The organism is Frankia sp. CcMO1, assembly GCF_977945845.1.
This window is the reverse complement of the sequence record NZ_CDWTMG010000150.1, coordinates 1-11,824: the sequence shown is the minus strand read 5'-3', so window position 1 is coordinate 11,824 and position 11,824 is coordinate 1. Positions and strand designations below refer to the sequence as shown.

10 protein-coding genes are annotated in these 11,824 nt (G+C 69.7%); 5 read left to right on the top strand and 5 right to left on the bottom strand.

All coding sequences use genetic code 11. The annotated features are described in order from the left end of the window. The coding region (locus AC08OU_RS16710) for a hypothetical protein (protein WP_476605261.1) at positions 1 to 244 on the bottom strand (244 nt) is incomplete at its 3' end. A gap of 158 nt (positions 245 to 402) precedes the next feature. Here AC08OU_RS16710 and AC08OU_RS16705 point away from each other — a divergent pair. From AC08OU_RS16705 to AC08OU_RS16695, 3 genes are read left to right on the top strand one after another with little or no spacing between them, the layout of a single operon-like run. After that, the gene (locus tag AC08OU_RS16705; RefSeq protein ID WP_476605260.1) at positions 403 to 2,145 is read left to right on the top strand and encodes a thiamine pyrophosphate-binding protein; all 1,743 of its coding nucleotides are present in this window, start codon (positions 403 to 405) and stop codon (positions 2,143 to 2,145) included. Further along, entirely contained in the window at positions 2,142 to 2,843 is a 702-nt protein-coding gene (locus AC08OU_RS16700) for a hypothetical protein (protein WP_476605259.1), read from the top strand. The genes AC08OU_RS16705 and AC08OU_RS16700 overlap by 4 nt, the downstream gene beginning before the upstream one ends. A gap of 48 nt (positions 2,844 to 2,891) precedes the next feature. After that, the gene (locus AC08OU_RS16695; RefSeq protein ID WP_476605258.1) at positions 2,892 to 4,532 is read left to right on the top strand and encodes a GMC oxidoreductase; all 1,641 of its coding nucleotides are present in this window, start codon (positions 2,892 to 2,894) and stop codon (positions 4,530 to 4,532) included. Between the two features lie 4 nt (positions 4,533 to 4,536). On the opposite strand, the gene AC08OU_RS16690 is transcribed toward AC08OU_RS16695, so the two are convergent. From AC08OU_RS16690 to AC08OU_RS16675, 4 genes are all read right to left on the bottom strand, one after another. Next, positions 4,537 to 5,346: an amino acid ABC transporter permease gene (locus AC08OU_RS16690; RefSeq protein WP_476605257.1), complete on the bottom strand. Its 810-nt coding sequence runs from the start codon at positions 5,344 to 5,346 to the stop codon at positions 4,537 to 4,539. Continuing rightward, positions 5,343 to 5,993 (bottom strand): amino acid ABC transporter permease, encoded by a 651-nt coding sequence (locus tag AC08OU_RS16685; protein ID WP_476605256.1) that lies wholly within the window; start codon positions 5,991 to 5,993, stop codon positions 5,343 to 5,345. Before AC08OU_RS16685 ends, AC08OU_RS16690 begins: the two co-directional genes overlap by 4 nt. Positions 5,994 to 6,027: 34 nt before the next feature. Continuing rightward, positions 6,028 to 6,939: a glutamate ABC transporter substrate-binding protein gene (locus tag AC08OU_RS16680; protein WP_476605255.1), complete on the bottom strand. Its 912-nt coding sequence runs from the start codon at positions 6,937 to 6,939 to the stop codon at positions 6,028 to 6,030. Positions 6,940 to 7,022: 83 nt separating this feature from the next. Then, positions 7,023 to 7,781, bottom strand: a complete 759-nt coding sequence (locus AC08OU_RS16675) for an amino acid ABC transporter ATP-binding protein (RefSeq protein ID WP_476605254.1) — start codon at positions 7,779 to 7,781, stop codon at positions 7,023 to 7,025. Positions 7,782 to 8,319: 538 nt separating this feature from the next. Here AC08OU_RS16675 and AC08OU_RS16670 point away from each other — a divergent pair. Together AC08OU_RS16670 and AC08OU_RS16665 are read left to right on the top strand one after the other, a co-directional pair. Then, positions 8,320 to 9,714, top strand: a complete 1,395-nt coding sequence (locus AC08OU_RS16670; RefSeq protein ID WP_476605253.1) for an aspartate ammonia-lyase — start codon at positions 8,320 to 8,322, stop codon at positions 9,712 to 9,714. Between the two features lie 282 nt (positions 9,715 to 9,996). After that, positions 9,997 to 10,968: a sigma-70 family RNA polymerase sigma factor gene (locus AC08OU_RS16665; protein ID WP_476605252.1), complete on the top strand. Its 972-nt coding sequence runs from the start codon at positions 9,997 to 9,999 to the stop codon at positions 10,966 to 10,968. Positions 10,969 to 11,824 lie beyond the last annotated feature (856 nt).

Genomic DNA, 11,824 nt, shown 5'->3' with positions numbered 1-11,824 from the left:
TTCGGATCACTCTGGTCCAGGTCGGGCGGAACTTGGGAGTCAGGGTGTTCATGGTGTTCTCGCTGTCTCTCTCGTAGGGATGCTTCACGGGTGAGGGTCCGCTGGTCCGGCGGCAACCCCCGGTGGGCGATCGTGCCAGGAGGATCCGCCCGTCGGTCGTCGTCGGCGATGTCCGGATCCGGGCTTGGCCCGATCGGGACCTGCGATGCCCGACGTCGCGCGTGGCCTGGCGGGAGTCAGACATGGCGTTGACTCGCCATCGGTCAGGTCGGGCGAAGTATTGGAAGCCCGAATAGGATGAGTTTATGTGGAAGATTCATGCAATCGACAGATCGGGATTGGGGTATGTATTGACCTTTTCTTCGGTGTGGACGAAAAGGCGTCGCGCGGGATGAAAACGGCATGAAAAAGGTCAGGGAGATCGTCGCTGACGCCGTAGCGGATTCCGGGACGACGACGGCATTCGCGCTGATGGGCGCGGCGAACCAGGAGCTCATCTGTGACCTGGATGAACGCTTGGGTCTGCATCTGGTTCACTGTCGGCACGAGGCGAGCGCGGTGGGAATGGCCGACGGCTACGCCCGATTCAGCGGGCGTACAGGTGTCGCGACGGTCACCGCCGGGCCGGGAGTGACGAACACCGCCACGTCGCTGGTGGTCGCCCGGTCACACCGGTCACCGGTCCTCGTGCTGGCCGGTGACGTTCCCGATCAGGACCTACGCAATCCGCAGCGCTTCGAACAGGAGCGGTTCGCGCGGCTGTGCGCCGGGGACAGCGGGCGCGTCGGCGATCCTGCCGACCTGGACGAGGTTCTCTGCGCGGCGGCCACGGCAATGGCCGAGGACCGGCCCTACGCCCTGCACCTGCCGGTGGACGTCCAGGAAATGACTGGACCGTCGCGCAGAGTCTCTGCCCCGGCTGACGGGTCAGGTGCCGCGCCGACCCGCGTCGCCGGCCCTGGTTCTCTGCGGGAGCCGGCCGAGCCGACCGAGCCGGCCGAGCCGGCCGAGCCGGCCGAGAGGGCCGAACTGGTGCGCGCCGCCGCGCTGCTGGCGGGTGCCCACCGCCCGGCGCTGCTGGCCGGACGCGGCGCACTCGGTGCCCGGCAACCGTTGATTGAGCTTGCGAGGCGGCTGAGAGCGCCGGTCATGACGACGCTGCGGGCTGCCGGGTTCTTCGCCGGTGAGGAGTTGGATGCAGGCGTGGTCGGCCCGATGGGTGACGGCCGGGCGAACGCGGTCCTGGCAGAGGCGGATCTGCTCCTTGCCGTGGGCGCGTCCATGCACCCGTTGGCGGCGTCGGCCCTGTTCCAGCGCACGACCCTGCCCGATCTCATCCGCATCGGCACCAGCACTCCTCCGGACGGAAGCGTCTACCGCGCCGACATTCGTGCCGATGCGTCAGCCGGTGCTCGAGGGCTGCTCCAGGAGATCGTCCGGACCGAGTGCGTGGCCTCCGCCACGAGTGGGCCCCCCCGAACCCTCGCGCAACGGCTCGCGCAGTCACCGGGGCGGGCGGCCGGCCCCGTGGACTCAACTGCTGCGATCCATCCGGTGGACGCCGTCCAGGCCCTCCACGCCCTGTTGCCGGAGCGCTCGCCGCTGGTGATCGGCGGCGGACATGCCGCGCTCACCGCCTGCCAGCACCTGCCCGCAACCGGATCCCGCGACTTCACCTGCGTGAGTACGGACTTCGGGGCCATCGGTCAGGCTCTGCCGGTGGCCATCGGTGCCTGCTTCGCCAGGCGGGGCGAGCGGGTCTTCCACGTCACCGGTGACGGTGAGTTGATGATGACCCCCGCCGAACTCCACACCGCGATCCGCTACCACCTGCCTCTGACGGTCGTCGTCCTCAACGATCACGGATTCGGCCAGGAGCGCCACAGCCTCGCCCGCGCGGGGCACTCCCGGCACCACGCCACGTACGCCGGCCCCGACCTAGCGGCACTTGCCCGGGCCATGGGTGCCAACAGCTACCGCCTGACCCGTTCAGGCGATCTCAACCTCCTCGCGCCCGCTCTCAACCCTGACCGGGGAGTGGTCCTCATCGACATCCACATCGACCCCGACTACCTCAATCCCGCCTCCGCGCAGGTGGCAGCCGCCATGGCGCGCGACGCCTCGCACACCGGCCCACTGGCATGAGCACTCGCGGTATCACCGCCGTCGACGACATGATCGTCAGTGCTCGTCCCTTCGCCGACTACATGGCGCAGTTCGCCCTGACCGAGGATCTGGTGCTCGACGGCCCGGTGCTCGACTGTCCCGGTGGTGCCAGTGACTTCGCCGCCACGGTCCGGGAGCTGGGCGGCCATGCTGTCAGCGTCGACCCCTGCTACGGAGAGAACACGCTTGCGCTCGCCCGACGCATCGCGCGGGATCTCTCCCGGGTCCGGCGCTGGACCGCCTCCCAGCCCCACCGCTTCCCCCTGGACAGCGATCAGTTGTGGACCCGGCTCCCGGAATGGCATGCCAGCTCCATGACCTTCCTGGCCGACATCACCCGGGACCGCGTCCAGAGCACCGGCCACTACAAGGATGCCGCGCTGCCCGACCTGCCCTTCCCCGACGACAGCTTCGCGATGGCTGTCTCCGGGTTCCTGCTGTTCACCTACCCTGAGCACTTCGATCTGTCCTTTCACCTGCGGGCGATCCGCGAACTCCTGCGAGTCGCCCCCGACGTGCGACTCCACCCGCTCAACGACTCCGCCCAGAATGCCCATCCCGAACTCGGCGTGCTCGTTGCGAACCTTGTGGCCGACGGAGTCATCGCCGAGATCGTGACCGTTCCCGGCCAGTCGGACGCCCGCGACGACCGCACCCTGTGGCTGCGGCGACGCTGAGCCCTGCCCCTGACATCGGGCGGACAGGAATGGATGGACCACGCACCCATGACCAGAGCGAACCGAGGCGCCCCGTCCCGACGTGGCCAGGCCCGTCCGCGCATCTCCCGCCGCACGGTGCTGATGGGCGCTGCCGCCGCAGCCGTGCCGAGCGTGCGGGCCGCGACGGCATCGGGCGCCGCCCTGGCGAACGGCGACCACGTGGCCGCCCTGGTGATCGGCAGCGGGTACGGCGGGGCCGTCGCGGCGTTGCGCCTGACCCGGGCCGGCATCACCACGCACGTGGTGGAGATGGGCCGGGCGTGGAACACCCCGGGCGTGGACGGCAAGGTCTTCGCCGGCATGATCTTCCCCGACGGCCGCTCGCACTGGCTTCGCAGGACCACCGACCAGCCGGTGAACCACTTCCTCGGGTTGCCGGTGGACCGGCCGATCGCCCGGTACACGGGAGTTCTCGATTCCGAGCACTTCGCCGGGATCCGCGTGTACCAAGGGCGCGGCGTCGGTGGCGGCTCCCTGGTCAACGGCGGCATGGCGGTCACACCACGGCGGTCCTACTTCGAGGAGATCCTCCCCTCGGTGGACGCCGGACAGATGTACGCCACGTACTTCCCGCGCGCCAACGCGGCGCTCGGGGTGAACACGGTCGACCCGACGTGGTTCGAGACGGCCGAGTGCTACCGGTTCGCTCGCGTGGGCCGCGACCAGGCCAACCAGGCAGGGTTCGCCACGACGTTCGTGCCCAACGTCTACGACTTCTCGTACATGGCGCGGGAGCAGGCCGACCTCGCACCGCGCTCGGCCCTGGGCGGTGAGGGCCTCTACGGCCACAACCACGGCAAGAGGTCCCTGGACAGGAGCTACCTTGCCGCGGCGGCCGCCACCGGGCGGCTGCACATCACCCCGCTGCACGCCGTCACCTCCGTCGCCCCCGCCGCCGGAGGCGGATACCGGGTCACCATGGACCAGCTGGGCGACACCGGCGCCACGGTCGCCGTCAAGACCGTCGTCGCCGACCGGGTCTTCTTCGCCGCCGGCAGCGTCGGGACCAGCAAGCTCCTCGTCGCGATGAAGGCACAGGGCATGCTGCCCGACCTGCCGAGCACCGTGGGCCAGGGCTGGGGCACCAACGGAAACGTGATGGCCGCGCGGACCAATCAGATCTGGGCCCCCACCGGGGGGCTCCAGTCCAGCATCCCGACGATCGGCATCGACAACTGGGACGACCCCGCCGGTCCGGTGTTCGCCGAGATCGCGCCGTTCCCCCTGGGCGTGGAACTGTGGATGAGCCTCTACCTGGCGATCACGAAGAACCCCAACCGCGGCAGCTTCGTCTTCAACACCGGCACCGGCGCCGTCGACCTCACCTGGCGGACCGGGCAGAACCAGCCCTCGATCGACGCCGCCGCGAGGGTCTTCGACGCCATCAACGCCCGCCAGGGCACCAGCTATCGCACGGACCTGTTCGGCAGCAACAAGATCTGGGGTGACGACCTCACGTACCACCCTCTCGGCGGCTGCCTTCTCGGCCGGACCACGGACGCCTACGGCCGGCTCCCCGGGTACTCCGGACTGTACGTGATGGACGGGTCGCTCATCCCGGGCAGCACCGGTGTCAACCCGTTCGTCACCATCACCGCGCTGGCGGAGCGGAACATTGAAAACATCATCACCACGGACCTGCGGTGACGCCTCAAAGCGACCGGCGTTCGAGGACTTCTGTGAGCTTGCTCAAGCCGTAGCAGCAGACCACGAAGATCCCCCCGGCGAGCAGGAGGCTCTGGAGCGGGTTGTCCAGCTCGGTGCCGACCCGGTTGGCCGTTCGGAGCAGTTCCTCGTAGCCGATGATGAATCCGAGTGCCGTGTCCTTGAGCGTGACGATGAGTTGTGAGATGAGGGCCGGCAGCATCATCCGGATCGCCTGCGGTAGAAGGATGATCCTCGTGGCGCGACCGGGGGTGAACCCGACTGCCTGCGCCGCCTCGAACTGGCCGCGCGGCACTGCTGCCAGACCCGCCCGGATGATTTCGCCGATGACCACGGAGTTGTAGGCCGTCAACCCGATCACCAGGTACCAGAGTGTCGACAGGCTAATGCCGAGTTCCGGCAGCACCCGCGCGGCGAAGAAGATCGTGACGACGACCGGGATCCCGCGCAGGAGCTCGACCAGGGCGGCCACGAGGCCCCGGGCCGGACGGCCACCGCTCACCCGGATCAGCGCGAGCGCCGAACCGATGGCCAGCGAGAGCGTCATCGCGAGCGACGCGGCCTGCAGATTGCGCAGACCCGCGATGGCGAGTACCTGCCAGACCTGACCGAACAGTTCGGCTCCGGGGTTGAACAGCGGGGACCACAACGAGGTGTCGAGCTGGCCCTGTGCGGACAGCCGCCGGACCAGCAGGTATCCGACGGCGACGAGGCCGGTCGCCGCGAGCGCGGTGAGGAAGGCCGCGCGGCGTTTGGCCTGCGGGCCGGGGACGTCGAACAGGACGGACGTGGTCATCGGGCGATCGCCACCTTGCGTTCGATGAGCGCGAGGCAGGCGCCCGCGGGGAGAGTGAGCAACAGGTACCCGATGACGACGCCGGTCAGCACGGGCAGCGCGCCGTACCCGCGGCTGCCGGTCAAGGTTGCCTGGACGCCGAACAGTTCGCCGCCGACGCCGAAGGCGCCGACGATGGCCGAGTTCTTGATCATGGCGATGTAGGCGCTGCCGAGTGGTGGGACGACACTGCGGAACGCCTGCGGCATGACGATGTGGCGTAGGGACTGCCCGAACCGAAGCCCCAGTGCCCGGGAAGCCTCCGCTTGACCGGGCGCGACGGAGTTGACGCCGGCGCGGACGGCCTCGCAGATGAAGGCGGAGGTGTAGACGGCCAGAGCGCAGACCCCGAGACCGAAGAACGAGCCGTTCACCCCGGCCTCGGGGAGCCCGAAAACGAAGAAGGACACGACGATGGTGAGCGGGCAGTTGCGGAACACGTTCACCCATGACGTCCCGGCAAGTCTCAACATCGGCACGGGACTGATCCGCAAGGTCGCCACGACGGTTCCGAGCACGAGGGCGAGTCCGCCCGCGAGCACGCAGATCTCAACCGTTGTCACGATGCCGCGGACGTACAGGGGGAGATTGTCGAAGACCGCGTTCATGCTGCTCCTCGTGAGTTCCGTGGTCCTGTCGCCGTCAGGAGCAAGGGAGGGCCTCGGGCAGGGCCGGAGCCGGGATGCCGTCCGCCAGTTGGGCGGCGGTCCTGTTCCACGCCTTCGCGTAGGAGCCGTCGTCCCGGGCCTTCTTGAGTGTCGCGTCGATGAATTCGCAGAACGCGGTGTCGCCCTTGGCGATGCCGATTCCGTAGGGCTCCTCGGTGAACTTGTCGCCGACGAGTTCGTAGGCGCCCTCGGACTCGCTCACGAAGCCGAGCAGGACCACGTTGTCGCTGGTCACGCCGGCGATGCCGTCGGTGCCGTTCTTGAGGGCGGCCTCGCAGTCCTCGTACTTCGGCAGGAGGCGCAACTGGTCGGCCGAGGCGAGGTAGGGCTTGATGTTGTCGGCAGGGGTGGAGCCGGTCACGGAGCAGACCCGCGCATCGGGATGTGCCCGCAGCGACTCCGGTCCGGTGATCCTGGTGTCATCGGACCTCACCATGATCTGCTGGCCGGCGGTGTAGTACGGACCGGCGAACGAGATCCGCTTCCGCCGCTCGTCGTTGATCGTGTAGGTGGCGACGACGACGTCGACCTTGCCCTGCTCGATGACCTCCTCCCGGACGCCGGACACGGTCTCGACCCACGTGATGTCCTCGGGTTCGACGCCCAGACCGGCGGCGATGATCTTCGCGATCTCGACGTCGAAGCCCCGGGGATCGGCTCCGATCCCCTTGAAGCCGAAGCCGCGTTGGTCGAACTTGGCGCCGACGGTCAGCTTGCCGTCGGCGGCGAGCTCCGCCATCGTCGTGCCTGCCGGGAAGTTCGGGACCACGAGGACGTTCGAGTCTCCCCTGCCCCCGCCGCACGCGGACAGGACCACGGCGGCGATGGCTGATCCGGCGGCGACGACCAGGCGAAGCTTCACGGTGGTCTTCACGGCGGTCTTCACGGCGGTACGGCCCCTTAGTCAGGTGGTTGGGACCCGCCGTCCGCGTCGGGCGGCAGCGGGTGTGCGGATCGGCGGCGGAACGTTCAGTGCATGAGGACCTTGGACAGGAAGTCACGAGCTCGCTCGGTCTCGGGCCGCGCGAAGAACACCGACGGCAGGGACTCCTCGACGATCTCGCCATCGGACATGAAGACCACGCGGTCCGCGACCCGGCGGGCGAATCCCATCTCGTGCGTGACCACGATCATGGTCATTCCGTCCTGGGCGAGGGCGGCCATGACGTCGAGCACCTCGTTGACCATCTCGGGATCCAGTGCCGAGGTTGGCTCGTCGAAGAGCATCACCTTCGGCTCCATCGCCAGCGCACGCGCGATGGCGACGCGCTGTTGCTGGCCCCCGGACAGTTGCGCCGGGTACTTGGACCGGTGGCTCGCCACACCGACCCGCTCCAGCAGCCGCACCGCGGCCTGCTCGGCCTCCCGCCTCGGTACGCCGCGCACCCTGACCGGCCCCAGCGTCACGTTCTCGAGGACGGTCTTGTGGCTGAACAGGTTGAAGCTCTGAAAGACCATGCCGACGTCGGAACGCAACCGTGCCAGAGCTTCTCCCTCCTTCGGCAGCGGCAGGCCGGCCACGACGATCTCGCCGGACGACACGGTCTCAAGGCGGTTGATGGCGCGGCACAAGGTGGACTTGCCCGAGCCCGACGGGCCGATGATGACGAGTACCTCACCCGCGGCCACACTCAGATGGATGTCCTTCAGCACGTGATGGTCGCTGAAGTACTTGTTCACCCCCGATAGACGGACCAGGGGTCCGTCAGGACGCGTCGACACTGTCATCCCCTCCAGGGCGTGCCGTTGGGCCGGACCACACGCAGTCGCTCACAACGCATCCTTTCGGGGCCTAGGGATGGGACTCATTCTCTGAACGGCGGGACGTCCGGCAAGGCGGGCCGGGGCGCCGAAGACCGCCGTGTCCGGGACACGCCAACTCTTCGTCACCCGGCCGAAGCGGTGGGTGAGGTTCCGGTCGTCCCCTCGGCAGCCACTTCCGGACATGGTCTGAAGCGGACGTGGACTTCAACGTCACGAGGCTGTGCCACGTCCGCCACCGGTAGCTACCGTCAAGTGCCCGCTGCCTGTCCGACGGCGGGCGGGACGGGTGCCTGCCGTCCGGTCACCGCCGACCGGACCCCCTGAAGGGGTGGTCTCCGGCGACGGCGCCGGGGACCACCGCCCACGGAACCGGGACGTCGGCGGCGGGTGTCATTCACGTCGGCACCGGGCTCGGGCGTGGTGGCGCGCACCGGCGAATCATTTTCCTAGAGGGCCCGCATCCCCTATCCGCGGAACCTCTTCAGCGCCGCAAGGGAGAGCCGTGTCCACCACCCGATCCAGAGCCGAGCACGACCTGATCGGTCGCTGCCAGATTCCTGCCGATGCGTACTACGGGATCCACACCTGGCGCGCCGTCGAGAACTTCCCGATAAGCGGCGATCCCGTCTCGAAGCACCCTGACCTCGTGGTCGCGCTCGCCGTCTGCAAGCAGGCCGCCGCCATGGCCAACCGGGAGCTCGGGCTCATCGACGACTACAGAGCCGGCGCGATCGTCGCGGCCTGCGAAGAGATCCGCGCGGGCAAGTGGCACGAGCACTTCGTGGTCGACGTGCTGCAGGGCGGCGCCGGCACGTCGACGAACATGAACGCCAACGAGGTCATCGCGAACCGCGCTCTCGAGTTGCTCGGCCGGACCAAAGGCGACTACAAGCACCTGGATCCGCTGGCGGAGGTCAACCGGAGCCAGAGCACCAACGACCTGTACCCGACCGCGGTCCGGATCGCCCTCTGCCTGTCCACCCGTCGGCTGCAGGACGCAATGCTCGGGCTGCAGGCGGCATTTCACGCGAAGTCGGTGGAGTTCGGCGGCATCCTGAAGGTCGGCCGCACGCAGCTTCAGGACGCGGTGACGATGACGCTCGGGCAGGAGTTCGGCGCCTTCGCGGTCACCATCGGCGAGGACGTCCAACGGCTCACCGAGGCGTGTGCGCTGCTCCAGGAGATCAACCTGGGCGGGACGGCGATCGGCACTGGCATCAACGCTCACTCTGACTTCGCGGCCACTGCCCGCGGCCATCTGGCGAGACTCACGGGCATCGATGTCACCACGGCCGCGGATCTGGTCGAAGCCACCCAGGACGCGGGCGTGTTCGTCCACCTCTCCGGCGCGCTCAAGCGCACTGCGGTCAAGCTCACCAAGATCTGCAACGACCTGCGGCTGCTGTCGTCGGGTCCTCGCGCGGGACTCGGTGAGATCAACCTGCCGGCCCAGCAGGCCGGATCCAGCATCATGCCGGGAAAGGTGAACCCGGTCATTCCTGAAGCCGTCAACCAGGTGGCGTTCGCGGTCATCGGCAACGACACGACCGTGACGATGGCGGCCGCGGGTGGCCAGCTACAGCTCAACCCCTTCGAGCCGCTGATCGTGCACACGCTGCTGACCAGCCTCGCCTACCTCAAGGCCGGCTGCGTCCTGCTCACCGAGCGCTGTGTGTCGGGGATCACCGCCGACCGAGACCGGCTGAACGACCTCGTGGAGCATTCTCTGGCAACGCTCACCGCGCTCACGCCGCACATCGGATACGCGCGCGGCACCGAGCTCGCCCGACGCGCGGTGGCCACCGGAGAGGGCGTCCGGGAGATGGTCATCGACCAGGGCCTGCTGACCCGGGAGCAACTCGACGTGCTGCTGGGCGAGACCCCACCGGCTCCCTGAGCCGTGCCCGTCGTCGGACCCGCTGCCGCGGCGTGGCTCCCGGTGGCTCACGCGGGGAAACCCTTGCGGTACGCACGGTCAGAGGGTTGAGGGGTTCCTGTGATGCCCCGTCGGCCCCGCCGGCACCAGGCTCCTCTCGGAGGAGGCCCGACGGGGCCGCGGCGGCGCTGCATCCACGCAGATCTGAGTTCTCCCGCCTCGCGCCACACTTTCCGCACGGTCAGCTGCGGAACGGGACCACCCCCATCCGACCCGGAGCGAAGTTTCAGAAGGAGACAGACCGTGTTGACTGCGGAGGAACTGCATCACCTTGATGACCGGGCGCTCATGGCGGCCGTTCGCCAGGGGAGCAGGGATGGCTTCGCCCTTCTGTACCAACGGCATGCCGCCGCGGCCACCGCGTACGCCCGGAGACTGGTGCGACAGAGAGCAGACGAGGACGATGTCGTCGCCGACGCCTTCCTGCGGATCTTCGGCATCCTCTCCCGCGGGCTCGGTCCGAGGGAGAGCTTCCGGCCGTACCTGTTGCGCGTGGTGCGGAACGCCGCCTACGACCGGACCCGGGCCGAGAAACGCTTGGAGCTCACCGACGAGGTGTCCGTGCTGGAGGCGGCCGCGCCCTTCCACGACTCGCCCGTGGAGCGATTTGATCGCGACCTCGTGCTGGAGGCGTTCCGGAACCTGCCCGACCGCTGGCAGCAGGTGCTCCGGCTGACCTTGATCGAGGAGCGACCCGTGGACGTCGCAGCCGCGCACCTGGGCATCAACACGAACTCGTTGACGTCGCTGGCCTACCGCGCCCGGGAAGGGCTTCGGCAAGAGTACCTGCGGACGTCGATGGCCGCGAGCGGGAACGCCACCTGCCAGCGGCTGTCCGGTGCCATCGTGCGCTTCGTCCGGGGGACGGCGGCGGCGACGGATCGGCGCAGCGTCGAGGAGCACCTCGGCTCCTGTCCCGAGTGCGCATCCAAGATCCGGCAACTGCACGACACCGACGCGCTGCTGTGGGACCGCAGGGTGTCGCCGGTCCCGGCGCAGGCGCCGTCGGGCCGGCCGCCGGCAGCCCACAAACTTGGCCCCTCGGCCGTCCGGGCATCCCGGCGGACGGCCACGGTTGCTCCACCGGCCGTGGCGGCCGTGGCGGCCGTGCCGGCCGTGCCGGCCGTGCCGGCCGTGCCGGCCATGCCGGCCGTGCCGGCCATGCCGGCCATGCCGGCCATGGTCGACCCGGTCGGCTGCGGCGTGCCTGTCTGATGCGGCCTGCGGTGGCGCGGGGCGGGCGGCTGATGCCGCCGGCCCCTCCGCCGGCCCCCTCGCCAGATCCTGACGCCGGAGCGGCCCCCGGGTCCCGGGACCGCATCGTCATTCACGCCCGCGGGCGCGGTCCCGCGCCGCAGCCGGTCACACTCGCCGCGCGTCCGGTCCCGGTCCTCCCTTACCCGAATCCCGACCCCGCCATCCCCGTGCGGTCCGTCCCGCCCCCCTCCAGCCCCGGGACAGGCCGCCGCCGTCCCGCCGGGGAGTGGTATCTCACCGTCGCCGGCGTCCAGAGCAGGACCGGACCCGGTCCGGTCCGCCGCGCGCCGGAACTGCCGGACTACCCGAGGCCCGGGCCCCCGGAGCCACGGGCCCACCCGCAGGTGGCCCGCCTGGGCGCTGGTCCCCTAGCTCCCCCGCGGTCGCAGCCGGAGGCGCCGCGGCCCACGAAACGCAGGCGCGGCCGCCATGTCCGGACGTCGGCCCCGCCGTCACCCGCGAGTCCGGCGGCACGGGACGCCGGCGGCGTCAGTCCCGGGCCGTCGCCGCGGTCGCGCGAACCGAACCCGCGCACTCGAGCCGCTCAGGGTGAGGTCCGGCGTGGCAGCCGGCCAGGACGGCGCCCTCGGCCCCGGCGCCGGAACTGGCCGGGGGAGGCCCAGTCCCAGGCCTGGCAGCGGGCCGTCGCGGGCTCCGCGCTGGTCGCGGTGAGCGGTGCCATCGGGCTGGTCGGGATCAAGCATCCGGTCAATCTGCCTGTGTGGCGACCGTCTCCGTCTCCGGCGCCGCCCGCGAACCCGGCCCGCGCCGCGGCCCGAGCCCCGCTGGTCGTGGTCGTCGATCCGCCCGCGGC